This is a genomic window from Halomonas sp. A3H3 (genome assembly GCF_000982975.1).
Classification (GTDB): domain Bacteria; phylum Pseudomonadota; class Gammaproteobacteria; order Pseudomonadales; family Halomonadaceae; genus Vreelandella; species Vreelandella titanicae.
In genome coordinates this window covers 5,017,370-5,041,799 of the sequence record NZ_HG423343.1, presented here as the reverse complement: position 1 = coordinate 5,041,799, position 24,430 = coordinate 5,017,370, and the positions used below count along the sequence as shown (strand labels likewise).

General features: G+C 55.2%; 23 protein-coding genes and 2 pseudogenes. 23 read left to right on the top strand and 2 right to left on the bottom strand.

Annotated elements, in window-relative coordinates; translation table 11 throughout:
* Positions 1–178: 178 nt before the first annotated feature.
* From HALA3H3_RS22915 to sppA, 3 genes are read left to right on the top strand one after another with little or no spacing between them, the layout of a single operon-like run.
* On the top strand, positions 179–1,120 hold the full coding sequence (locus HALA3H3_RS22915) for an RluA family pseudouridine synthase (RefSeq protein ID WP_009286408.1): 942 nt from the start codon (positions 179–181) through the stop codon (positions 1,118–1,120).
* 39 nt (positions 1,121–1,159) lie between these two features.
* Positions 1,160–1,804 carry an HAD family hydrolase gene (locus HALA3H3_RS22910; RefSeq protein WP_022523881.1) on the top strand — a complete coding sequence of 215 codons (645 nt, stop codon included), beginning with the start codon at positions 1,160–1,162 and terminating at the stop codon, positions 1,802–1,804.
* A 9-nt stretch (positions 1,805–1,813) separates the two neighbouring features.
* A complete protein-coding gene (sppA, locus tag HALA3H3_RS22905; RefSeq protein ID WP_022523880.1) occupies positions 1,814–2,935 on the top strand; it encodes a signal peptide peptidase SppA in 1,122 nt (373 codons plus the stop codon).
* A gap of 22 nt (positions 2,936–2,957) precedes the next feature.
* Here sppA and HALA3H3_RS22900 read toward each other — a convergent pair whose 3' ends face one another.
* The gene (locus HALA3H3_RS22900; RefSeq protein WP_053857254.1) at positions 2,958–3,590 is read right to left on the bottom strand and encodes a Maf family protein; all 633 of its coding nucleotides are present in this window, start codon (positions 3,588–3,590) and stop codon (positions 2,958–2,960) included.
* Between the two features lie 201 nt (positions 3,591–3,791).
* Between HALA3H3_RS22900 and HALA3H3_RS22895 the strand changes: the two genes are divergently transcribed.
* The 18 genes from HALA3H3_RS22895 to HALA3H3_RS22810 all read left to right on the top strand — a co-directional run bounded on the left by HALA3H3_RS22895 (position 3,792) and on the right by HALA3H3_RS22810 (position 21,070).
* Positions 3,792–4,322: a YceD family protein gene (locus tag HALA3H3_RS22895; protein ID WP_041158158.1), complete on the top strand. Its 531-nt coding sequence runs from the start codon at positions 3,792–3,794 to the stop codon at positions 4,320–4,322.
* Between the two features lie 36 nt (positions 4,323–4,358).
* Positions 4,359–4,529, top strand: coding sequence for a 50S ribosomal protein L32 (gene rpmF / locus HALA3H3_RS22890; protein WP_007114757.1), 171 nt, complete (start codon positions 4,359–4,361; stop codon positions 4,527–4,529).
* 43 nt (positions 4,530–4,572) lie between these two features.
* A complete protein-coding gene (plsX, locus tag HALA3H3_RS22885) occupies positions 4,573–5,622 on the top strand; it encodes a phosphate acyltransferase PlsX (RefSeq protein WP_022523877.1) in 1,050 nt (349 codons plus the stop codon).
* Between the two features lie 113 nt (positions 5,623–5,735).
* Entirely contained in the window at positions 5,736–6,695 is a 960-nt protein-coding gene (fabD, locus tag HALA3H3_RS22880; protein WP_022523876.1) for an ACP S-malonyltransferase, read from the top strand.
* A gap of 58 nt (positions 6,696–6,753) precedes the next feature.
* Complete coding sequence (fabG, locus tag HALA3H3_RS22875) at positions 6,754–7,497, top strand: 3-oxoacyl-ACP reductase FabG (RefSeq protein WP_022523875.1); 744 nt, start codon at positions 6,754–6,756, stop codon at positions 7,495–7,497.
* A gap of 124 nt (positions 7,498–7,621) precedes the next feature.
* Entirely contained in the window at positions 7,622–7,855 is a 234-nt protein-coding gene (acpP, locus tag HALA3H3_RS22870; protein WP_008956801.1) for an acyl carrier protein, read from the top strand.
* 192 nt (positions 7,856–8,047) lie between these two features.
* On the top strand, positions 8,048–9,286 hold the full coding sequence (gene fabF, locus HALA3H3_RS22865; RefSeq protein ID WP_022523874.1) for a beta-ketoacyl-ACP synthase II: 1,239 nt from the start codon (positions 8,048–8,050) through the stop codon (positions 9,284–9,286).
* Positions 9,287–9,292: 6 nt separating this feature from the next.
* On the top strand, positions 9,293–10,105 hold the full coding sequence (gene pabC, locus HALA3H3_RS22860; protein ID WP_022523873.1) for an aminodeoxychorismate lyase: 813 nt from the start codon (positions 9,293–9,295) through the stop codon (positions 10,103–10,105).
* Between the two features lie 43 nt (positions 10,106–10,148).
* Complete coding sequence (mltG, locus tag HALA3H3_RS22855; RefSeq protein WP_022523872.1) at positions 10,149–11,156, top strand: endolytic transglycosylase MltG; 1,008 nt, start codon at positions 10,149–10,151, stop codon at positions 11,154–11,156.
* Between the two features lie 48 nt (positions 11,157–11,204).
* The gene (gene tmk / locus HALA3H3_RS22850; RefSeq protein ID WP_022523871.1) at positions 11,205–11,858 is read left to right on the top strand and encodes a dTMP kinase; all 654 of its coding nucleotides are present in this window, start codon (positions 11,205–11,207) and stop codon (positions 11,856–11,858) included.
* A complete protein-coding gene (locus tag HALA3H3_RS22845) occupies positions 11,849–12,835 on the top strand; it encodes a DNA polymerase III subunit delta' (RefSeq protein ID WP_022523870.1) in 987 nt (328 codons plus the stop codon). The genes tmk and HALA3H3_RS22845 overlap by 10 nt, the downstream gene beginning before the upstream one ends.
* A 52-nt stretch (positions 12,836–12,887) precedes the next feature.
* The gene (locus HALA3H3_RS22840; RefSeq protein ID WP_022523869.1) at positions 12,888–13,223 is read left to right on the top strand and encodes a PilZ domain-containing protein; all 336 of its coding nucleotides are present in this window, start codon (positions 12,888–12,890) and stop codon (positions 13,221–13,223) included.
* 62 nt (positions 13,224–13,285) lie between these two features.
* Positions 13,286–14,116 (top strand): TatD family hydrolase, encoded by an 831-nt coding sequence (locus tag HALA3H3_RS22835; RefSeq protein WP_009286419.1) that lies wholly within the window; start codon positions 13,286–13,288, stop codon positions 14,114–14,116.
* A gap of 39 nt (positions 14,117–14,155) precedes the next feature.
* Complete coding sequence (locus HALA3H3_RS22830) at positions 14,156–14,728, top strand: DUF1285 domain-containing protein (RefSeq protein ID WP_022523868.1); 573 nt, start codon at positions 14,156–14,158, stop codon at positions 14,726–14,728.
* Entirely contained in the window at positions 14,725–16,935 is a 2,211-nt protein-coding gene (locus HALA3H3_RS22825; protein ID WP_022523867.1) for an ATP-dependent helicase, read from the top strand. Before HALA3H3_RS22830 ends, HALA3H3_RS22825 begins: the two co-directional genes overlap by 4 nt.
* A gap of 160 nt (positions 16,936–17,095) precedes the next feature.
* A complete protein-coding gene (locus HALA3H3_RS22820) occupies positions 17,096–18,325 on the top strand; it encodes a hypothetical protein (RefSeq protein WP_022523866.1) in 1,230 nt (409 codons plus the stop codon).
* 11 nt (positions 18,326–18,336) lie between these two features.
* Positions 18,337–18,774 (top strand): hypothetical protein, encoded by a 438-nt coding sequence (locus HALA3H3_RS22815; protein ID WP_022523865.1) that lies wholly within the window; start codon positions 18,337–18,339, stop codon positions 18,772–18,774.
* Positions 18,775–18,883: 109 nt separating this feature from the next.
* Positions 18,884–21,070 carry a putative bifunctional diguanylate cyclase/phosphodiesterase gene (locus tag HALA3H3_RS22810; protein WP_022523864.1) on the top strand — a complete coding sequence of 729 codons (2,187 nt, stop codon included), beginning with the start codon at positions 18,884–18,886 and terminating at the stop codon, positions 21,068–21,070.
* A 71-nt stretch (positions 21,071–21,141) separates the two neighbouring features.
* Here the strand turns inward: HALA3H3_RS22810 and HALA3H3_RS22805 are convergent, their stop codons facing one another.
* Positions 21,142–22,806 carry an electron transfer flavoprotein-ubiquinone oxidoreductase gene (locus tag HALA3H3_RS22805; RefSeq protein ID WP_022523863.1) on the bottom strand — a complete coding sequence of 555 codons (1,665 nt, stop codon included), beginning with the start codon at positions 22,804–22,806 and terminating at the stop codon, positions 21,142–21,144.
* 509 nt (positions 22,807–23,315) lie between these two features.
* Here HALA3H3_RS22805 and HALA3H3_RS27975 point away from each other — a divergent pair.
* Positions 23,316–23,753 (top strand): annotated as a pseudogene (locus HALA3H3_RS27975) (electron transfer flavoprotein subunit beta/FixA family protein); the annotation flags it as partial.
* A gap of 193 nt (positions 23,754–23,946) precedes the next feature.
* A pseudogene (locus HALA3H3_RS27970) lies at positions 23,947–24,362 on the top strand (electron transfer flavoprotein subunit beta/FixA family protein); the annotation flags it as partial.
* Positions 24,363–24,430: the final 68 nt, after the last annotated feature.

Here is a 24,430-nt window from a genome sequence, read left to right as displayed (position 1 = left end):
TGCTAACAAATTTAATCAATTAGCTATCGAACAGCTAGTCACTAGCGCTAGACAAGACAGCTTTCTGCGCTTAGCTGGTGAACGATTTCGAATATAACAGTAAAGACTACGACCAGCAATTGACGCAATGCCCTTGGGTCTACGCTAGAATGCCGTTTTTAAGCAGGAGTAAGTAGTAATGTCCGAAGGGCGTGAAGTGCAGTGGGTGGATATCGCCCCGGAGCAAGCAGGGCAGCGAATTGATAATTTTCTCATGACGCGGCTTAAAGGGGCGCCTCGCGCGCTTATTTATCGCATCGTACGTAAAGGCGAGGTGCGCGTTAATAAAAAACGCGTGAAGGTGGATTACCGTTTGCAAGCGGGGGATTTAGTACGCGTTCCGCCGCTGCGTTTGGCGCCTCGCGAAGCGGTGAAGGAAGTCAGTGATAATTTGCGCGACCTCCTGGTAGGCAGCGTTATTATGGAAGGCCCCGATTGGATGGTGCTTAATAAACCTTCTGGTTTGGCAGTGCATGGCGGCAGTGGGGTTAAAATTGGTTTAATAGAAGCGCTGCGTCAAGTGCGCGATGATCTGAGCTTTCTGGAACTGGTTCACCGCTTGGATCGCGATACGTCGGGCTGTTTGCTGCTGGCCAAGTCACGCGATGCGCTGGTGACGCTGAACGAGTCGTTGAAAAAGCACGGTATGGATAAGCGTTATCTGGCCTTGGTCAGTGGGCGCTGGCCAGCGCGGAAAACCTATGAGAGTGCTCGGTTAGACCGCTTTGATGCCGGTAACGGCGAGCGGAGGGTAAGGGTAGATCCCAACGGAAAAGTGTCGCGCACCCATTTTTCGGTGGTCGAAACCTTCGAAAAAGTAACCCTTATAGAGGCTGAGCCGGTCACGGGCCGTACCCACCAGATTCGCGTACATGCCGCCCACGCAGGCCATGCGTTATTAGGTGACGATAAGTACGCTACCCGTGAAAGTGGTCTGCTCACCAAGCAGTTAGGTCTGGGGCGTTTGTTCCTTCATGCGCGAGCGCTGACCTTTCCTGAGCCCACTAACGGCCGCCCGGTTACCGTCAAAGCGCCGCTGCCAGAAGCCCTGGAAGAAGCGCTCAAGCGCGCCCGTCAATAACTTCTTTCTTCACCGCGTTGCCTTTTACAGGGAGCTGCCATGCAGTACGAGCTAATTATATTTGATTGGGACGGCACCTTGATGGACTCAGTGCCGCGGATTGTGTCATGTATGCAGGCGGCTGCTTTAGAGGCTGAGTGGGGGGCGCTTACAGCGGCTGAGGTGGAAGATATTATTGGCCTGGGGCTGCCCGAGGCAATTGCCAAGCTCTGCCCAGGTATATTGCCTGCTCAGGCCGAGCGGCTTCGCGAGCGTTACGCGCACCATTTTGTGCAGGCTGATACCACGCCAATGGCGTTTTTTAGCGGTGTCGAAGCGCATATCGCCCGTTTGCGTGGGCATGAGCAACAGCGTTTAGCAGTAGCAACAGGTAAAAGCCGTCGCGGGCTTGACCGTATTTTTACTGAGACCGGTAGCGGCGCGTGGTTTCATGCCAGCCGTACCGCGGATGAAACCCGCTCTAAACCGCACCCGCAGATGCTTTCAGAGTTACTGGCTGAGCTTGCGGTGCCGGTCGAGCGGGCGGTGATGGTCGGCGATACTGAGTATGATATGGAAATGGCTAGGGCGATGGGCATGGATCGGGTGGGGGTAAGCTATGGGGTGCATGCGCCTGAGCGCCTGGCAATGAGCGAACCCAAGTGGATTGCCCATAGCGTAGACGAGCTTTTTGATCGGTTATAAGGACATTTTATGAGTGACGATCCAACCCGCCAAGAGGGTACGCAAGAGGGTCATGATGGCCCGGTTAATAGTGACCAGACCAACGAGTTCAAGGAGGATCCCTGGACTGAAGGGCCCGAGGTTCCGCCTGGTAAGGGGGCTAAGCAGACCTCAGGAGCGCCAGGTGATGATGCCGAAACCCTGCGCGAACGCCAGCGATTAGCGCAGCTGGAAATGATGGATCACTGGATAGGCGGTGTCTTGACCGAGCAACGGCGTACCCGCCGCTGGAAGCTGTTTTTCCGGCTGATGTTTCTCGCTGTTGTGCTGGTGGCGCTGTCTGCCGCACTTTATAGCCTGTTCTGGGATTCGCCGAGTGTCGCAACGCCCACCCAACGCCACTTGGGCATTGTTGAGGTTAATGGCGTAATCGCCAGCGATTCGCCAGCCAATGCGGAGCGCATCATCCAAGGGTTAAACCGAGCCTGGGATGCCGAAAGCGCTGCTGCTGTGGTGCTGCACATTAATAGTCCCGGTGGTAGCCCCGTTCAGTCTCAGCGTATCTATGCGGAAATCATGCGCCTGCGCGAGCAGGGTGATAAGCCGATTATCGCGGTGATTGAGGATATCGGTGCCAGCGGCGCTTATTACATTGCTGCAGCGGCAGATGAGATTATTGCCTCGCCGGTGAGCTTAGTGGGCTCGATTGGTGTGATTTACGCTGGTTTTGGCTTTGAGGAGGCGATAGAGCGCCTTGGCGTTGAGCGCCGCGTGCTTACGGCAGGAGAGAATAAGGCCTTCTTAGATCCATTCCAGCCGCTGGACGATGATGCAGAGACGTTTTGGCAAGGTGTGCTGAGCCAAACCCATCGCCAATTTATCGATGACGTCCGCGCGGGTCGCGGCGAACGGCTCAGTGATAGCTCGGATATTTTCTCAGGCCTGATCTGGAGTGGCGAGCAGGGCATCGAGCTAGGGTTGGTCGATCAGTTGGGTAGCCTCGAACAGCTGTCTCGCGATCAAGTAGGTAACATCGACTGGGTGGACTATACGCCGAGTCTTGATCCATTTGAGCGCTTTACTCGGCGTTTTACCGAGGTTGCCGCTGAAGTGCTAGGTATTAGGGCGCCTAACACCCCGCTTCGTTTCTGATCGCCAATTCACGTCCTGGGCCCTAGGGCGCGCCAAGCGGATCCAAGCCCGCTTGGCGCAACATGTCGCAGAGCGCGATCAGCGGTAGCCCGATCAGCGCGTTGGGGTCGCGGCCTTCCAGTTTTTCAAACAGCGCAATGCCCAGGCCTTCCATCCGAAAGCTGCCAGCGCTATCTAACGGCTGCTCTTTGGTGACATAGTTTTCGATCTCTTGCGTGCTAAGAGTGCGAAACACGACCTCGAAGGGCTCGACATGGACTTGATGGCGCTGGTGGCGAGTATCCAGTAGCGCTAAACCGGTCAGGAAGGTGACGCGCTGGCCAGAAAAGCGGGTAAGGTTAGCGCAGGCCTTTTCTGTGGTATGTGGTTTGCCAAGAATGTCGCCTTCAAATACCGCCACCTGGTCGGAGCCTATAATGCAGTGGTGGGGGAAGTGAGCCGACACGGCGTTGGCTTTGCTAAGTGCTAGGCGATGTACCAGTGCGTGTGGTGTTTCGCCATCATGCGGCGTTTCATCAATATCCGGTGAATGGCACTGGTAGGGGAGTTGTAGGCGATCCAGCAGCTCACGCCGCCAGCGTGAGCTTGAGGCAAGCACCAGCTCTGTATTTAAGGACTGAGCAGTTGATGACTGGGTGCTTGAGGGCTCGGTCATGGCGGGTGAGGTCACAGAAAACTCCTGGCTAATGTGGTTGCGCTAGTGGGACGGCAAAGCAGTAGAGTGTAGCGAAAGCTGCGAATTGTGCCCATGTCGGCTGTTTACCGAGGCCTATGTTGGTTATTTATTGAGGAAGCGATGAAGAAATACACCGACAGCTTTGACACCAGCAGGGGGAGTGCCTATCATTGCGCGCCTATGTTGACCTCACAACTCCCCAGTCGGGTGGAGCCTTATAAGCTCGCAGCCCGCCACGAACGAATCGAAGGCCTGGTAGCGCTGGATAAGCTGCCACGTCTTGCCGAAGAAGCGGGTGACCAAACCGGCGACTGTCATGTCGTGCTTGAGTTTGGTGTCGATGCTCAAGGCCGTCGTGAAATTCGTGGCCACTTGCAAGCGACGTTGGCGCTTGCCTGCCGACGCTGCCTAGTGCCGCTGCCTCAAGAGGTGAGTAGTGACTTTCTGCTTGGAATGGTCACTGATGAAGCCTTGGCGGCCGAGTTGCCTGCTAGTCATGAACCGGTGCTGGTGGAAAAGGAACAGCTGGATCTTCTGACGGTAGTTGAGGATGAATTGATTCTCAGCCTGCCCCAGGTGGTCTATCACGATGAAGCCGAATGTCATGTCTCGGCGGAGCAGCTGGTCAGCAAAACAGAAGGCGCGGCGTCAGATACAGCGCCAGCGACGAACCCTTTCGCGGTGCTGAATGTCTTGAAAGGCAAAAAATAAGCACCCTTTACCTTAAATACCTTGGAGTAAACCCCCATGGCAGTTCAACAGAACCGTAAAACTCGTTCCAAGCGCGGCATGCGTCGCAGCCACGATGCGCTGACCGCTCCGACGCTGTCTCAGGACAAAGAAACCGGTACGACTCACCTGCGTCACCACGTTTCTCCAGACGGTTTCTACCGTGGTCGTAAAGTGGTTGAGGTATAAGCCTCAACTGCATTACTAAGCGGTTAAACGGACTCAGTGCGGTATGCGCTTAGCGATTGATGTGATGGGGGGTGACCAAGGCCCTCATGCGATTATCGCAGGCTCCGCAAGGGCGGTGTTAGAACACCCCGGTCTTGAGCTGGTTCTGTTTGGCCCGCGTCAGCAGATTATTGCTGAGCTTTCGCGCTTGCCGCAGCCTCTGGCTGCGGCAACGTCACGTTTGGTGGCGCGTGATTCGCCCGATAGCGTAATGCCGGGGGCAACAGCGGCCTGGGCGTTGCGCAGAGGCGAGGCAACGAGCATGGCGCGCATGCTGCAGTGCGTCGCTCAGGGTGAAGCTGTGGCTGGTGTAAGCGCAGGCAATACGGCAGCGCTTGTTGCCTTGGCAAGGCGCGAACTGGGGATGGTCGAGGGGATTTCTCGTCCGGCAATCAGTACCGCGATCCCAGCCCGCCAAGGGCGCCGCTGCTATTTGCTGGACTTAGGCGCCAACGTGGATTCCCCTGCCCATCGACTGGTCGATTTTGCACTGATGGGGGCGGCGATGTCGCAGTGTATCGATGGCACTGCGGTGCCGCGCGTGGCGCTACTCAACGTTGGCGCTGAAGCCACCAAGGGGAGTGTGAGCGTACGTGAGGCTGATCGTCTGCTGCGTGAGTATGCCAGTGGTAGTGGTTTCGACTATCAAGGCTATGCTGAGGGTGGCGACCTGTTTAAAGGCCAGCTTGATGTGGTGGTGTGTGATGGCTTTGTGGGCAACGCTGTCCTCAAGGCGAGCGAAGGTTTGACGAGTATGTTGGTTGAACGCGTGCAGATGGCGTTTGAGTCGCGCCTAAGTGGTCGTTTGGCAAGCCTACTGGCCAAGCCTGTGTTAAAGCGCTTAAAGCAAGAGCTTGACCCCGTGCGCTACAACGGGGCCAGTTTATTGGGGTTGCGCGGTATCGTAGTGAAAAGTCACGGCAGTACTCATGCCGATGGGTTTTACTACGCTATTCATCGCGCCCTGCAGGAAGTAGAACATAACTTACCTGCGCGGATCGCAGGCCGCTGGCAAGCGCCATCAAGTGAAAACGATGGCACAGGCCAGCCATGATCAGATAATAACGATTTAACTTTTTTGCGGGTTTATAGGTGGCATCAGGATGTGCCAATAACCTCGCCTATCGCTCATATGAGCAAATGCCTACAAGAGCAAAGGTGAACGACATGTCTCAACCCCTTGCCCTCATTTTTCCCGGGCAAGGCTCTCAGCAGCTTGGAATGCTGCGAGAGCTTGCCGAGCGCTATAGTGTGGTGGGAACGACATTTGAGGAAGCGTCGGATGCTTTGGGCTACGATTTGTGGAAAGTCGTCCAAGAAGGCCCCGAAGAGTCGCTTAATGCAACCGCTTGTACCCAGCCTGCGCTGCTTTCTGCCAGCGTCGCCATTTGGCGTGTGTGGCAAGAGCTGGAAGGGCCGCGGCCGACGGTTATGGCGGGCCATAGCCTGGGCGAATACAGCGCTATGGTGTGCGCAGGCGTCATGAGCTTTGCCGAAGGCGTCAACTTGGTACGTCTGCGCGGAGAAGCCATGCAGGCGGCGGTGCCTGCTGGCGAAGGCGGTATGGCGGCGATCCTGGGCTTGGCAGACGATGCGGTTGAAGCCGCCTGTGAAAAGGCTGCCCAGGGCGACGTTGTTTCAGCGGTCAACTACAATTCCCCTGGGCAAGTGGTGATAGCGGGCTCTAAAGTGGCCGTTGAGCGAGCTATTGTTGCTTGCCAGGAGGCCGGTGCCAGGCGTGCCATGGCATTGCCGGTTTCCGTGCCGTCGCACTGTGCATTGATGCGCCCTGCGGCCGAGCGCCTGGCAGAGGCGATACAAACTATCGAGCTGCGGGCGCCGCGCTACAGTGTCATCCAAAACGTCGATGCCCAGGCCCATGCCGATACCGCGACATTGAGCACGCGGCTAGTCGAGCAGCTCTATCAGCCGGTGCGTTGGAGCGCCTGTGTTGAAGCCATGGCGGATCAAGGCGTGGAGGTGTTCATTGAGTGCGGGCCAGGAAAGGTGTTGACTGGCCTCAATAAGCGTATCGTGAAGGGTAGCAAGGGATTGGCGGTGAATGATCCTGACAGTCTGGAAGCCGCGCTTGAGCTGGCGCGTGAAACCTTGGCTGATAAGGCGTGACCAAGAGAGATTGCAATCCACTATCCTTGCTTGATTACACGGTTAGAGGCAGAACGTTATGACACAAGAGAGTAGAGTTGCCCTGGTAACAGGGGCGAGTCGTGGTATTGGTCAGGCCATTGCTCGCGAGCTAGGTCGCCAGGGCCGTATCGTCATTGGCACCGCGACCAGTGAGTCTGGCGCTGAAAAAATTGATGCCGATTTGAAAGAGCACGGCATTGAAGGGGCAGGTCTATGTCTTAACGTGACCGACCAGACCAGTATCGATAGCGTATTGAAAACGATTACTGAGCGCTTTGGTGCGCCGACTATTTTGGTCAACAACGCGGGTATCACGCGTGATAATCTGCTGATGCGCATGAAAGAAGATGAGTGGGATTCCGTCATGGATACCAATCTGAAATCTGTCTATCGTGTTAGCAAGGCGTGTTTACGGGGTATGACCAAGGCGCGGTTTGGGCGTATTGTGTCGATTAGTTCTGTAGTGGCAACCATGGGCAACCTGGGCCAAACTAACTATGCTGCAGCTAAGGCCGGTATGGAAGGTTTTAGCCGCGCGCTAGCGCGTGAGGTCTCCTCTCGTGCGATTACGGTTAACGCAGTGGCACCGGGCTTTATTGCGACTGATATGACCGAAGCGCTACCTGAAGCACAGCACGAAATGCTGCTTAAGCAAATTCCGCTGGCCCGTTTAGGGGCGCCGGAAGAGATCGCCGCAGCAGTGGGTTTTTTGACCAGTGATGCAGCCGGTTACATCACTGGCGAGACGCTTCACGTGAATGGCGGCATGAATATGCGTTGATGGCCTTGGGCTTGGCGGTTGCGTCTACCCAAGGGCGTCTATAAACTACCCCGCAGCTTTTGGCTTGCGGTTTCCAAATAGCTGGTTATCAAAAACGGCTAATGTGAACGACTGGAGTACGTTAATGAGTACTATTGAAGAGCGCGTTAAGAAAGTTGTAGCAGAGCGCCTGAACGTTAAAGAAGAAGACATCCAAAACAGCTCTTCTTTTACAGAAGACTTGGGTGCTGATTCGCTCGACACCGTTGAGCTGGTCATGGCTTTGGAAGAGGAATTCGATACTGAAATTCCCGATGAAGAAGCTGAGAAGATCACCACGGTTCAAGAAGCCATCGATTACGTGAACGCCCACCAGTAAGGGCTGCGTCGATGCATCGAACCAGGGTGGGGTGCTAGCCACCCGCCTTAAAAGCCGTCCTTTTCCAGGACGGCTTTTTTGCTTTGCTGCCACAATGCTTATAACGTTCAATCTCCGTTATACTGTTGACCAAATTTAAGCAGCAAATGACCCAAGTGGGTCGCGTCACCATGGATGCCTGGAGGAAAGCTGATGGCACGGAAAAGGGTAGTGGTAACTGGGTTAGGCCTGGTGACCCCAGTGGGTAATAGCGTTGATGAGTCGTGGGCCAACATTGTGGCCGGTAAAAGCGGTATTACGCCTATTGAGCATTTCGACACCAGCGGTTTTAACACTCGTTTTGGTGGATCGATCAAAAACTTTGATATTAGCCCGTATCTGAATCCTAAAGATGCCCGCAAGATGGATCTGTTTATTCAGTACGGCATGGCGGCGGGCGCCCAAGCGGTAGAAGATTCGGGGATTGAGTGCACCGAAGAGAATGCCGATCGCATCGGTGTGGCTATCGGCTCAGGCATTGGTGGCCTACCCATGATTGAGCATAACCACAACGCACTCAACAAAGGTGGCGCTCGCAAGATATCGCCATTCTTCGTGCCGGGCTCTATCATCAATATGATTTCGGGCAATATGGCGATTCAGCACGGCTTCAGAGGCCCGAACATTGCCATTACGACTGCCTGCACCACCGGTACTCATAATATTGGTTATAGCGCACGCACCATCGCCTATGGCGATGCGGACGTGATGATCTGTGGTGGGGCTGAAATGGCCACCACGCCGCTGGGCCTGGGTGGTTTTTCTGCGGCTCGCGCGCTCTCTACGCGTAATGACGATCCACAAGCGGCAAGCCGCCCTTGGGATACCGACCGTGATGGTTTCGTGTTATCCGATGGTGCCGGTGTGCTGGTGCTTGAGGAGTATGAGCACGCCAAGGCGCGGGGTGCCAATATCTACGCCGAGCTGGTGGGCTTTGGTATGAGCGATGATGCTTATCACATGACTTCACCGCCGGAAGATGGACGTGGCGCAGCGCTCTCCATGCGCAATGCGATTAAAGATGCCCAGGTTGACGTTTCTTCGGTTCACTACATCAACGCCCATGGTACCTCCACTGCGGCAGGCGATCTGGCCGAAAGTCGTGCCATTGAGAACGTCTTGGGTGGCGCTGCAAGCAGCGTGGCAGTGAGCTCCACCAAATCGATGATTGGCCACCTGTTGGGCGCCGCCGGTGCGGTAGAGGCGGTGTTTAGTATTCTGGCTATTCGTGATCAGGTCGCGCCGCCCACGATTAATCTGGATAACCCGCAGGAAGGCTGCAATCTGGACTATGTGCCGCATACTGCGAGGGATATGCGCATTGATATGGCGCTTTCAAATTCCTTCGGTTTTGGTGGTACCAACGGCTCGCTGCTATTTAAGAAGGTGTAGTTAGCGATGCTGCCGCCTACGTTATGTGATGATCAATCTGTGCAGTTTGATGATCGTGGGCTGGCGTATGGTGATGGTCTGTTTGAAACGGTGCTATTGCGGGCGGGAAAGCCTATGCTGTGGCGCTATCATAAGGAGCGCCTGGCACAAGGCTGTCATCGGCTTGGGCTACCGCTACCCTGCCAGGAGGCCCTTGACGCCACCTGGCAAGGCGATCCCACTGCTGAGTTCGAAGTGCTTAAGCTGATACTGACCCGAGGCAGCGGCGGGCGTGGCTATGCCCAGCCCGATCAGATCACGCCGCGGCTGCTCAGTCGTCGAACGCCGTTTCAACCGTCGGTTAAGCGCTGGCAGGAAGGCGTGACAGTGCGGCTTTGCGATTTGCGGCTGGCCCGTCAGCCTCGGTTGGCAGGTATCAAGCACCTAAATCGACTGGAAAACGTACTGGCCCGCCAAGAGTGGGTCGATGCCACTATTGCCGAAGGATTGCTCGCCGACAGTGAAGGCCTTGTGGTAGAAGCCACCAGTATGAATGTTTTTTGGCAACAGGCGGGGGAAGTGTTAACGCCTCTGCTTGACCAGTGCGGCGTGGCTGGCACGTTGCGTGCTGCATTGCTTGACCAAGGTGCCGCCGCTCAGGCGTCGCTGACGCTTCATCAACTTGTTGATGTCGAGCGGCTATGGGTGGCCAACTCTGTTCAGGGTGTATGGCCTGTTACCACCTTGCTTGCCGCGGATGGTTCACTGCTGCAGCGCTGGCCTCTGAGTCAGCCTGACCCGTTCCAGCGTTTGGCACATCAGCTATTGGGCGTTGTTTAAACGCCAGTGTTTAGATATCGCTCTGCAATTTTTTAGAGGTGTCATGGTGAAACGGTTATTAACCGCTTTATTGGTGTTAGTAGTGGTTGGGGCTGCAAGTGCAGCAGGCGGTTATTTCTATTGGCAGAGCCGATTAGAGGCACCGCTAGCGCTCGATGAGCCAATGCTTTACCAAGTGCCCTCTGGTGCGGGCTTTAATCAGGTCGTGGCGCAATTGGAAGAGCAGGGCGTGCTGGAGGATGCTTGGGCGTTTCGCTTGCTAGCGCGGGTCGAGCCGGAACGCGTGCCACAACTGCGTACCGGCGAGTATCAGCTATTGCCGAATATGAGTGGTCTGGAAATGATGGCACTGCTGGGTAGCAATAAGGTGGTTACCTACTCGCTGACCATTCCTGAGGGGTGGTCTTTTCGGCAGATGCGCGAATTACTCAATGCGGCGCCGAAACTCGACCACCGCACGGCGGAGTTGAGCGATGCAGAGGTGATGACGTTACTCGATCGAGAAGGCACCTTTCCCGAGGGCTGGTTCTTTCCCGATACCTATCGCTATCATCTGGGTATGAGCGATGTCGATATCCTGCGCCAGTCATTGGAGCGGATGGAGCGCATTTTGGAAGAGGTGTGGGAGGAGCGCGCGGACGACCTAACCATTGACTCCCCCTACGAAGCGCTGATTATGGCCTCCTTGATCGAGCGGGAAACCGGTGCGCCCGAGGAGCGGCGCGAAATTGCCGGTGTGTTCAAGCGCCGCATGGAGCAGGGCATGCGCCTGCAAACCGACCCGACGATTATTTACGGTATGGGGGAGCGTTATGAAGGGCGAATTACCCGCGCCGATATTCGCGAGGCCACGCCCTATAACACTTACGTCATTGACGGCATACCGCCCACGCCGATTGCCATGCCTGGGCGTGCCTCCTTGGAGGCAGCGGTGAATCCACTGCCTGGCGAAACGCTCTATTTCGTTTCCCGTGGCGATGGCACGCACCATTTCTCGCGTACGCTGCGGGAGCATAACAATGCCGTTAATCGCTATATCCGCAATCGCTAATCGCCATGACACATCACCCATGATTGATGACCACTGTAAGGGAGCATGATGAGTAAGCGTGGACGCTTCATTACGCTGGAAGGCGGCGAAGGTGTGGGTAAATCCACCAATGTGGGCTTTGTGGCCGAGTGTTTGGAGGCCCAGGGGTTGGAAGTGGTGCGTACCCGCGAGCCGGGCGGCACCGTTCGTGGTGAAGCTATTCGCGCACTGTTACTGGATCCTGTACCCCAAGAGCCGCTACATGTCGACGCTGAGCTGCTGCTAATGTTCGCCGCGCGAGCGCAGCACTTGGCGGAAAAAATACTCCCCGCCTTGGCAAGAGGGGCGTGGGTAGTGTGTGATCGCTTTACCGATGCCACCTTTGCCTATCAGGGCGGGGGGCGGGGCATTCCCAAGGAGCGTATCGCCGTGCTGGAGAATTTTGTTCAGCAGGGGCTTTCGCCCGATTTAACCCTACTGCTCGATATGCCCAAAGAGGCTGCAAGACAACGCTTAGAGTCGCGCCTGCGTGATCGCCATGAGCAGCTTGATCGTTTTGAACAGGAGCAGGCTGACTTTTTCCAGGCTGTGCGGGATGGCTATTTGGCACGAGCGGAAGAAGCGCCCGAGCGCTTTGCGGTGATCGATGCACAATACACACTGGATAAGGTACAAAGCCAAATCCGACAAGTCCTATTAACAAAGGTCGCGGCATGGCGTTAACCGGCGTAATGCCGTGGCACCAAGCCACCTGGCAGCATTTGACCCGCTTGGCTGATGGTGGACGGATGCCCCACGCGTTGTTAATTCACGGCGCCCACGGCGTGGGTAAGCAGCAGTTAGCGGAGGCGTTAATTGCCCGAACGCTATGCGCCTCGCCCGCTGATCAAGCCTGTGGCCATTGCCATAGCTGCTCGATGCTGGAATCGGGCTATCACCCGGATCTGCTGCGGGTTTCACCAGAAGAGGGAAAGCGCCAAATCCGCATTGACCCTATCCGCGAGGTTAATCGCTTTGTGTCGCAAACGGCTCAGCAGGGCGGTTATCGAGTGATTGTGGTTTCCCCCGCCGAGGCAATGAACGTTGCCGCCGCCAATGCGCTGCTCAAAAGCCTTGAAGAGCCCGGTGACAAAACCCTGTTTATTCTGCTTTCCGACGTGCCGTCGCGGATGCTGGCGACGATCCGTTCGCGCTGTCAGCAGTGGTCACTACCCAGCGTTGCCTTTGAGGCGTGTCGTGGTTGGTTGATTGAGCAATTGGGCAGCACTGACGAAGCCTACTTCTGGTGGCAGGTAGCGGGTGGGCTACCACTGCTCGCCGTGGAGCTGGCAGCGCCCGAAGAGCGCGCTTTACGCCATCAAATTCACGACAGTTTCGAACAGCTGGTGCGCGGGGCCGAGCCCGTTTCAGAGGCGGCCCGTCTGGATCGCCAGGCGATTGATGCCATCTTGTGGTACGGTATCGCCTGGCTGGAAGACCTGATTCGTCTAGGTTTGTCTGGGGAGGCGGCGGTGTTGCATAACCCTGATTTAGAACCGCTCTACCGCCAAGCGGTGAAAAATGGTCGTGTTCAGGATTGGTTTCGCCTGCTCGATTATGCCCGCGAGCAGCGACGGTTGTTGGCGGTGGGGGCAAACCCCAATCCTCAGCTAGTGCTTGAAGCATGGCTGGTGCGCTGGGCGGCGCTGCTGCGTTCATAGTGGTGTTTATTCAATCCCCCACGGCTGTTCAAAACAGTGCAGCGAGGTCGTCATGGCAGCTCAGAAAGCGCTCTCTCTTACCGTTCCGGATGTTCCGACACTGCTTTCCGCGTATATGCCTTTTCTGGATCGCGGGGGGATTTTTGTACCTACTCAAACCCCTTACGCACTTGGCCAGCAAGTGTTTTTGCTGCTTACGCTGCCGGGTGAAAGCGAGCGCCTTTCAATTACCGGCCAGGTGGTGTGGGTATCTCCAGAGGGGGTGAGTGGCCGCCGTATGCCAGGCATTGGCCTTCACTTCAGCCAGCAGGACTATCCCGTGCGTGACCGCATTGAGGCGCTGCTTGCCGGTCAATTAGATAAAGCAGCTCCATCGTTCACGCTCTGAATGCCATTTTTCTGATCCAGTCGTTATGGCCTATCTGTTTTGACCTATTTGTTGAGAACCGTATGTTTGTTGATTCACACTGTCACTTAGATCGTTTATCCGACCAGACCCATGGGGGCGATATTGCCGCCACTTTGGCCGCCGCCCGCGCTGCCCATGTCAGCCAATTTCTTGCTGTAGCGGTTACCCTAGAAGACATGCCGCAGCTTGCGGCCATTTCACGCGAACATCACGATGTGGCGATTTCCGCTGGTTTGCACCCCCTGCACCATAGTGAGAATGAACCCAGCGTTGCCGATATAAAAGACACCGCTGAGCAGTATGGTGCGGTGGCAATCGGCGAAACTGGCCTGGATTACCACTATCGCGACAGCGTACCTATCGAGATTCAGCACGAGCGCTTCAAGCGTCACTTAATCGCCGCGCGTGAGTTAGAACTGCCGGTGATTATTCATACCCGCGAAGCCAAAGAGGAAACCTTGGCCTTGCTACGTGAATATAGCGACCCGCGGGTGGGCGGTGTATTACACTGTTTTACTGAAGACTTGGCGATGGCCCGTGAGGCGGTGCGGCTGGGTTTTTATATCTCGCTGTCGGGCATTATTACTTTTCGAAACGCCGCTCCGCTGCGTGAACTTGCCCGTCAGCTGCCGCTGGATCGCCTGCTGATTGAGACCGATAGCCCTTATCTAGCACCCGTTCCTCATCGCGGCAAGCCCAATGAGCCTGCCTGGGTGGTGCAAGTAGCTGAGTGCATCGCCAAGGAGCGAGGTATCAGTGTCGATGAAGTGGCCATGCAGACGACCGCTAACTTTTATCAGCTTTTTCGTGCCGCCGCTCCCGATGCCCCGGAACACGTTAAAGAGGCGTTGGCCCACTCAGGGCTTCTATAGCCTGAAGTGCCTTGAATACGCTCAAGCGAGGTGGGTGAGATGAATATTGATCGATTGCTGCAGCAAGGTAATGGAGATGAAGGGCGCACTGGCGCTATTCCTCCACTCGATGAGTGGCAGCCTGCGCTCTCTGGCGATATGAACATCATCATTCACGCCGATGGTAGTTGGTCGCACGAAGGCCAGCCGTTTGCCCGCCCCAAGGTGACACGCCTATTGGCAACGCTGCTGCGCCTGGATGACGAGGGTTACTGCCTAGTTACGCCGGTAGAGCGCTGGCGAATAAAGGTCGAAGACCTGCCGTTGGTGGTGGTAGAGGCTGACTTCCGTAACGGTGCCTGGTGGTTTACCACCCAGTTTGACGACGTTGTTCGCTTAGATGCCGAGCATCCGCTCACCGTCACCTCAACCCCCCAAGGCGAGGCGGTGCCACAGCTGCCGGTGCGTTTTGGGCTAGCTGCCCGCTTGCACCGTAATGTCTATTACCAGTTGGTTGAGGCGGCTGAAAGCCGTGATGTGGCCGGTGGCAAGAGTGAACTGGGGCTAACGAGTGCCGGTCAGTGGTTTGCGCTGGGTCAGGTGGATGATGAATTACGTGGCGAGGCGCCGTGAAGTTAACTGCTGAACAGCAAGCTGTTGTTAATCATCAGGCCGGGCATGCGCGCGTGGCAGCGGTGGCCGGGGCAGGCAAAACCACCACCATGGCCGCTAGGGTGCTGCATCTATTGGCCAGCGGTGTACCGCCAAAACGTATTTTAGTGCTGATGTTTAACCGCTCAGCAAAGGATGATTTTCAGCGTCGTTTAGCCGCAATGGCACCTGCCGGGCAGGCATTGCCCGATGTCCGCACCTTCCACTCCCTGGGGCACCGCTTGACTCAAAGCTTCTGCCGCTGGGGGGCGCTAGCGCCGCGCCAGCTATTATCCGCCGATTGGCAATTAGAGAGGCTGCTTCGTCAGGCAAGTATTAATGTACTGCGTGATGCCGTTGAGCGCCGAGATGCTGCTCTGGAAGGGGATCGGCTAGAAACCTTAGCCCACTTTTGCGGCTTGGTTAAAGCAGAAATGATCACCCCAGAGGCGCTCTATGAGCGGCTGAATTTTGATCCAGACACCGACTATTTCCCAGCGGCGTTTGCCGAAGCAGAGAGGCTATTGGAAGCGGAAGGCGTGATGACTTATGCCGATCTGCTTTATCGTCCGCTGTTGGCGCTAGAAGCAGATAGTGCTTTACGTGGTCGCGTCGAAGGGTTCCTCGACCATGTCATTATTGATGAGTATCAGGATATTAACGCCGCACAGCAGCGACTTTTATCCGTGTTGGTGGGCACTCGTGCCGAGGTAATGGCAGTTGGCGATGCCAACCAGTGTATTTACGAGTGGCGCGGTGCCAAGCCCGACACCATGCTGGAAAATTTCGCCGCCACCTTTGGCGAAGCGACCGATTACCCACTATCAACCACCTTCCGGCACGGTCATGCGTTGGCGCTGGCTGCTAACCATGCCATTGCCGCTAACCAGCGGCGTCCTAATCAGCTATGCCTTGCAGCGGCTAATAACCCGGAGACCCGCGTCTCAGTCGGGCAGGGGAGCCGTTTGCTACTTGATGCGTTGATGGACTGGCAGGCTCAGGGGCGAGCGTTTAACGAAGCTAGTTTGCTGGTACGCAGTTGGGCGCTTTCGGTGCCGTTTCAACTGGCGCTGCTACAAGCAGGGATTCCATTTCGGCTTCAGCGCGAGGATCGCTTTGTTTTTCGTCTGCCGTTGGTGCAGGCCTTGGCGGGGTATTTAAAGCTGTCGCGTCGCCCTGATCTTCTGCGCGATCCGCAGCAGCTGTTACTGCTGCTTTCTCAACCAACACCCTTCGTTGCCCGTGAGCGGCTTCAGCGTTTGGCACACCAACTGGCGACTACTCAGCAGTGGCCCGAGCGGCATGACCCCATGCTTACGGCGTTAAAGCCAATCCAGCGGCGCACGCTGAAAAAGCGCTGGCTGCTGCTTTGTGAGCTACCACAGCTGAGTGCATGGCCACCCGCTAAGTTGCTACGCCATGTGGTGGAAAGCATTGATGCTGAAAAAACGCTTAAGCGTGCGGCAGCGCGGCGGGATAAAGGCGAAGAGGATGTACGCTTACTCGACGTGCTGATCGAACAAGCGCAAAGCGTGCAAGACCCGGATGCCTTTATCGAACTTCTTGAGCGCCCGGTAGAAAATCAGGCGGGTGGTGTGCTGATTAGCACTGTGCACGGGGCCAAAGGGCTGGAGTGGCCACTGGTAGCGGTAGCCGGTGTTAACGAAGAAGACTTTCCTCACTATAGCCGCGATAACCCGCTCAGCGATGAGCGGCTTGAGGAGGAGCGGCGGCTCTTCTACGTGGCAATTACCCGCGCCCAGGAGCAGCTATTAGTGCTTCATGATGGGGGCGTGCACCGGCCGAGTCGCTTTATTGCCGAAAGCGCCTGGCAGGATAGCATGCGGGTTGCCTCCTGCTTGGCCAGTACCAGTGCGCCCGCGGCGACCCTGCAAGTGACATCGGTGGGCCTGGTTGAACGCTATCTGGTGCGGCTGGGGCGAGACGACATTGCGCTTGCGCCGGCACAGGTTGATGAGTCCAAAGCGGGTTATTCAGCAGAGGCAAATTTCTACCCTGGTCAACGGCTTCATCACGCGGTATTTGGCGTAGGCGAAGTGGCGGCGGTGGAGGGAAGCGCCAGCGACCCGGTCATTGATGTGCGTTTTGATCAGGCAGGGCGAAGGCGGCTCATTGCCCGCCGCGCACCCATTGAGCTACTCGAAAATGGCTCAACGCTTGCTGGGTAAGTCATTGATTTTCTAATAGTACACACTCTTTCACATTTGAACTCAAATTAAGCTTTAGAGCTGTTTGACTTAGCATCGCCCTGCCGATTTAATACCCACACTTCTACCGAGTTAATACTCAGCAGCTCATAGTATATAACTAATGAAATAGGGAACGAGCATGGTAAGGCAAGTCACTTGGCTTTGCGCCATTTTGATCGTTACCCAAAGCGGCGCCTTGCTTGCTGATAACTCCCTACCTAATCTTGAATTCAATGGTTTTGGCACGCTGGGGGTCGTTCACTCTGACGAGCAAAATGCTGACTTCGTTAATGACCCTTTTGCTTCACAAGGTGCTGGATACAGCCATGATTGGAGCGCAGAAGTTGATAGCCGCTTAGGGCTTCAAGCTACGCTGCATCTCACGCCTAAACTTTCCTCGGTTGTTCAAGTAGTCAGCGAGAAGCGGTATGACGGCTCTTACGCACCTGAGATTGAATGGGCGAATGTTCAATACGACATTACCCCTAATCTTAGTTTCCGCGTTGGGCGTATGGTGCAGAGCTCATTCATGGCTTCTGAACATCGTAAAGTTAATTACGCCACTCCATGGGTGCGGCCTCCGCAAGAAGTTTATCGTCTAATTCCGGTGGCTAATTTTGACGGTGTTGATATGCGCTATCGATACCCAGTAGGGGAGACTACCAATGAATTGCAGTTGAATTTTGGTGGTGGCAGCGTTGATTACTCAACGGGTAGTATCGACGCCAGCGATTCCTGGGGCGTTTCTCACCGTACTCATTGGGGGGATGCCACCCTGTTTGCCAGCTACGGCGAACTGAAAGTAAGCGCAGATGAACTCTCACAATTCTTCGATGTTTACCGCCTCTTTGGTCTACCCGGTGAACAGCTTGCTAGCCGCTACGAAGTTGATGGTAAGCGTACGAGCCTGCTGAGCTTAGGGTTAGGTTATGACCCCGGGTCATGGTTTGTTATGGGCGAGTGGGCACGCTCTTCGTCGCCTTCTCTGTTAGGGGAGAGCGAAGGAGCCTACATGACGTTAGGTTACCGTGTCGCCGAGTGGACACCGTATGTAGGTGTGGCGCGAGCAAAAGTCACCAGCAATACGTCAGAGCCTGGGCTGAATGCTGCCCTGTATCCATCGCCCTTTGCAGAAGGTGCCCAGCTCCTTAACGGGATGTTGAATGAGCTACTATCCAGCGGAATACAGCAAGAAAGCATAACGGTTGGTGCACGCTGGGATTTCAGACCGGGTATGGCTCTTACGGCCCAATATGATCACATCGATATGCGCTCAGGGACATCAGGGGGGCTGATTAATCAACAGCCCGAGTTTACCCCAGGTGGACGTATTAACCTGTTCAGCCTTTCGCTCGACTTTGTGTTTTAAGGAGAGTGGCCATGCTTAAACGTCTAACTGGATCCGGAATCAGCCTCTTATTGGGGGCGATGTTGAGCATGACTTATCATCCTGCTTCAGCCGAAGTATTGGTGGTGGTATCAGCCGAGGCGCCTTTTACTCGCCTTACCAGCAGCGATTTAAGGGATGTTTATTTAGGGCGCCGCACGCTAATAGTTAACGGAGCACAGGTGGTGCCCTTGGATCTGACTGAAGGTACGGCAGCGAGAAGTGAGTTCTACACCCGCTACACGGGGCAAACCCCTGCGCAGATCAAGGCACACTGGGCCAGGCAGATATTTACCGGGCGAGGGCAGCCGCCCCAAGCGCTGGCTAATAGTCGCGCAGTGGTAGAGCGATTAGTCAGTGATGCAAAAGCACTGGGCTATATAGACCCTTCCTTTCTTGATGAGCGTTTGAGAGTGGTGACAATTGAGTAGTCTCAATGATCCAAGAGGCCCGAGCCGGGTCAGCTCATCCAGAGCCTTTATTCATCGATGGTCGCATCATCTTGTAGAGCCACTGGTACTCTTTAGCATCGTGGCTTTTATGATGTTACTGGTTATATGGGGAAGTACTTATTTTTTAGTCAATAAAGAGCGTATGTCCATTGAGCGCCAGGCAGAGCTGTCCGTAGGTGAAATCACCGACACCTACGAAGCAAGGGTTGTAAGGGCCCTCAGGGAAATTGACACGACACTGAAGTTAGTACGTTTTACCGCCAATAGCAGCAATCACTCGAGCGTGCTCAGTGTGTTAAATGAGCAGCGGCTGCTGCCTCCCGCACTGCTTTTTACCATCAGTATTGTTGATTCGCAGGGCATGGTTGTTGAGACCACTGATCCTGGGCTGCTTGGGCAGCGCCTAACGCCTCCTGCGCAAGCAATGCTGGACGATGATTACTTAGCCGTGGGAGAAAAGGATGCTAACCAGATTACCTTTACTCGGCCATTAAGGCCTGAGCAAGAATCTGCGCAAGGGGGAGGCTCAGGCTGGGTCATCATCGCTATTGATGCCAATTACTTTGTGAGCAGTTATGAAGTTCGGTCTTTGGGCCAGCAGGGCATGCTGGCACTCGTCGGTGCGGATGGCATCGTACGGGTCAGGCGTTCTGGAGATGTGATCCATTCAGGCGAGTTAATGGATATAGGAGCCTGGAAAAGTAGCACACTGGATGCTGTTAGTGCGCCCTTTATGACCCACTGGCAAGGGGTTGAGCGTTACACACTGGTGCGCGAGCTGTATGATTTTCCACTCTCGATCGTGGTAGGGCTCTCTGCCCAGGAGCAGTTGGCCGCAGCTCACCAGCTTGCGCGAAACTATTGGCAGCGGGCCGGTTGGACTAGCGGCCTGCTACTCATCATTCTGGCTATACTCGGTCGTTTGAGCTGGCAACTTCAGTGGGCGCGGCGGCGGGTAATGGAAGAGCGTGTATCACATGCTCAGCAGGTCGAACACTTAGCTTTCCATGACACGCTAACCGATTTGCCTAATCGAGCCTTTTTGAGCCACTTGATTACTCAGGCCGTGAAGCTTGGCGGTCGCCATAGTGAATCCTTCGCGCTGCTTTTCTTGGATCTTGACCGCTTTAAGCTAATCAATGACACCTTGGGTCATGATGCCGGAGACCATCTCCTGCAAGAAGCAGCAAGTCGACTGACCACTTCGGTGCGTGAAAGTGATGTCGTCGCTCGGTTAGGGGGCGATGAATTTGTCATCCTTTTGAGTAAGGTTAGTCGACGAGACCAGATTGAGCCCATCGCCCAAAAAATTCTTTCAGCCATCAGAGAGCCCTTTATGCTAGCGGGCCAGGAGTGCCATGTCTCGGTAAGTATTGGTGTCTCGCTGTATCCGTGTGACGGGCTTGACGAGCAAACATTAATGAAAAGCGCTGATATGGCGATGTATCAGGCGAAGCTGCTGGGCAAAAACACTGTCCAGTTCTATACCGATGCATTAAGTGCGGAAATGGATGTGCGTTTAACCTTGGAGTCTGGCCTGCATCGTGCGCTTGCGAGTCATGAGTTTAGGTTGTTCTTCCAGTCAAAGCATGACGTCGAAGTAGGTAGCACGCTTGGCATGGAGGCATTGCTTCGTTGGCAGCATCCAACGCTTGGATTGCTGGAACCCGCCCAATTCATGCCCCTGGCTGAAGAGAGCGGTTTGGCCATGCCTATCGCTCAATGGGTGCTCGAAAATGCCTGTAGGCAAAACATGCTGTGGCAACAAGAAGGGTTTCCCGCATTAACGATGGCGGTCAAGATTTCTGCACGCCAATTCTACGACAACAGCTTTGTGGAGAGTATCAAGGAGGCATTAGCCACTACTGGAATGGATCCCTGGCTACTTGAGTTGGAAATGACAGAGAGCATGCTGCTGCAGGATGTTCAGCGTACGGCGAGTATCTTTGCCGAGATTAAAAAACTCGGGGTTAAGATAGTCATTGACGATTTTGGTACAGGGTATTCTTCTTTATCTGACTTAAACGCTTTGCCTGTCGATACATTAAAAGTAAGTTCTTCTTTAGTTAAGCGCTTATCAGGCACTCGTCGCGACCAGCAGTTATCGTCATCGGTCATTGAGTTGGGTAAGCGTCTAGGGATGCAGGTGTTCGCGAAAGGGGTCGCTTCTCATGAGCAGTCCCATTTCATAGGCAGCCACTCCAGTCTCCCTTTTCACGGCTTTTATAGTAATAGACCGTTGTCAGCAGAGGAGAGCTGTCAAAGGGAGAAATAGCCCAGACAGACACCGCTTACCCTTTTACAGCCAATGTAGGGCAAGCAGTGCACAGGTTTTAGCCGACTACTTTACATATTAGGATAGTTGGGCCCGCCGCCACCTTCGGGAGCTACCCAGGTAATGTTCTGAGCAGGGTCTTTGATATCACAAGTTTTGCAGTGCACACAGTTTTGGAAATTGATCTGAAAGCGTGGCTGCCCTGCGCTATCTTCCACCACTTCGTAAACACCAGCCGGGCAGTAGCGCTGCGCCGGCTCGGCGTATTTGGGCAGGTTTTCACGGATCGGTAGTTCAGGATCGTCCAGGCGCAAATGACACGGTTGATCCTCTTCATGGTTGGTGTTCGACAGAAACACCGAGGTAAGCTTGTCGAAGGAGAGCTTGCCGTCCGGCTTGGGATAGTTAATCTTTTCAAACTCATCCGCAGGCTTGAGGGCGCCATAGTCGGTAGTGGTGTCGTGAACGTTAGGCAGCTTGTTGCCCAGCAACTGGTGAGCAAAATTATACGCTCCGCCGCCCACAGTGCCATATTTATGGATCGCGGGGCCGAAGCTGGCGCTCTCTTTAAGCTCTTGGTAGGCCCAGCTGGCTTCCCATTTCTGGGTAAAGCTCGTTAGTTCCTGGGCACCTTCATCGCCACCTTTGATCGCCTCAAATACGCTCTCCGCGGCAACCAAGCCAGACTTCATGGCGGTATGCAGGCCTTTAATCTTGGAGAAGTTGAGGGTGCCCGCATTGCAGCCAATCAATAGCCCGCCGGGGAAGGTCATTTTGGGCAGGCTGTTAAAGCCCCCTTTGGTAATTGCCCGGGCACCATAAGCCACGCGCTTGCCACCCTCCAGATACTGACTAAGTACCGGATGGTGCTTCATACGCTGAAATTCGTCGAAGGGCGAGAGCCATGGGTTTTGGTAGCCCAGATCCATAATCAAACCCACCACCACCTGCTGGTTTTCCGCATGGTAAAGAAACCAGCCACCGTGGGCGTTTTTATCTAATGGCCAGCCAGAGCCATGCAACACAAGCCCAGGCTCATGCTTGTCGGCAGGCACATCCCACAGCTCTTTAAGGCCGATACCGTAGTGTTGTGGGTCGCGACCTGCATCCAGTGAGAAGTCTTTGATTAAACGCTTGCCCAAATGCCCCCGCGCGCCTTCGGCAAACAGTGTGTATTTGGCGCGCAGTTCCATGCCCGGCATATGACCATCTTTGGGGGTGCCATCTGCGGCGACACCCATGTCGCCAATCAGAATGCCGCGCACGGCGCCGTCCTCAATAATGACCTCTTGAGCGGCGAAGCCTGGGAAAATTTCTACGCCGAGGCCCTCTGCCTGTTCCGCCAGCCAGCGGCACAGATTGCCTGCACTGATTACATAGCGGGTAAGCTCGCCGCCGGTGTTATGCATGCTTTTAGGTACCAAGGCGTTGGGCACTTTCTGCGCTTTTTCGGCGTCTTTGAGCAAGAAAACGTCATCGCGAATCGCCGGGGTATTGAGCGGTGCGCCGCGCTCTTCCCAATCTGGAAACAGTTCCGCCAGTGCGCGAGGTTCAAAGACCGCGCCCGATAAAATATGTGCGCCAACTTCTGAGCCTTTCTCAACGACGCAAACCGTGAGCTCTTGCTCAGCCTCGTTGGCTTGCTGCATTAGTCGGCATGCGGCGGAAAGCCCAGATGGGCCCGCACCGACAATGACGACATCAAAGTCCATTACATCGCGTTCTACAGTTTCCACCCGGTTTCTCCTTATTCTCTTTAAGTGCCAGCGTTTACAAAGCTAATCTAAGGTTAACTCCAGGGAACTAGCTTATAAAAAGTCGGCCTTAATTTAAAACGGTCGTTTGCTTCTGGTTATGCCCCATGATAGGCATAATACCTGTGTCAGGTCACGCCTACGATGGTGAAAGGAGCATTTATTGACGGTATGCTTTGTTAACCCTCGTTCAGTGCTACGACTAAGGCCGTAGTGGATGATTAAGCATTAGGTATTGTCGCTTTGTGGCAGGCTATGGCAAATTGGGAGGGTTTTTCAATTGCGCACCTATCAAACGCTCGATTGAATTTTATGCATTGAATTTAAAAGCGCCGCCATTTTTTGTTGGCAGCGCCTGTATTGGGGCAGGCGAATCGCTGTTGAGCGATTGCCGGTAAGTCTTCAATACACCACACATCTTAAAAAGGGGTATCCGCTGGGCGGGTGCCGTCTCAGGGTAACGGCTTTACGACAAGCCAAGCGAGGAACCTATGAAAGTACTCGTCGCGGTGAAACGCGTCATCGACTATAACGTCAAAATCCGCGTTAAGGCGGATCATTCGGACGTCGATCTTACCAACGTCAAAATGGCCATGAACCCCTTCTGCGAAATTGCCGTGGAAGAGGCGGTACGCCTGAAAGAGAAGGGCGTGGCGACAGAAGTCGTCGCCGTCACGGTAGGGCCCAAAGCCGCCCAAGAGCAGCTGCGTACGGCGCTGGCGCTGGGCGCCGACCGCGCCCTGCATATCGAAACCGACGAGCGTACCGAATCTCTGGCCGTAGCCAAGCTGCTGGCCAAAGTGGTCGAAGAAGAGCAGTCGGGGTTGGTGGTGCTGGGCAAGCAGGCCATCGACACCGACAACAACCAGACCGGCCAAATGCTCGCCGCGCTGACCGGGCTGCCCCAGGGCACCTTTGCCTCGGAAGTGGCGGGACGAGCGCGCCGAATCCCTGGCCGTGGCCAAGCTGCTGGCCAAAGTGGTCGAAGAGGAGCAGCCGGGGTTGGTGGTGCTGGGCAAGCAGGCCATCGACACCGACAACAACCAGACCGGCCAAATGCTCGCCGCGCTGACCGGTCTGCCCCAAGGCACTTTTGCCTCGGAAGTTGCAGTGGACGGTGACAAGGTGCATGTGACCCGTGAAATCGACGGCGGCCTGCAAACCATCGCACTGACGCTACCGGCGATCGTCACCACCGACCTGCGCCTCAACGAGCCTCGCTACGCCAAGCTGCCCGACATCATGAAGGCCAAGAAGAAGCCGCTGGATGTGAAAACCCCCGCCGACTACGGCATCGAGGTCGCCTCCAAGGTCAGTCTGCTCAAAGTAGAGAGCCGCGCTACGCCAAGCTCCCCGACATCATGAAGGCCAAGAAAAAGCCGCTGGAGGTGAAAACCCCCGCCGACTACGGTGTCGGGGTCGCCTCCAAGGTCAGTCTGCTCAAAGTCGAGTCTCCCGCCGAGCGTAAAGGCGGTGTCAAAGTCGCCTCGGTAGACGAGCTGATCGACAAACTGAAAAACGAATCCAAAGTTCTTTAAGGTCGGTTCTTTACCACCAGTACTTTGCTACAAGCACGTTGAAAGGAGTTGATGCCATGAGCATTCTG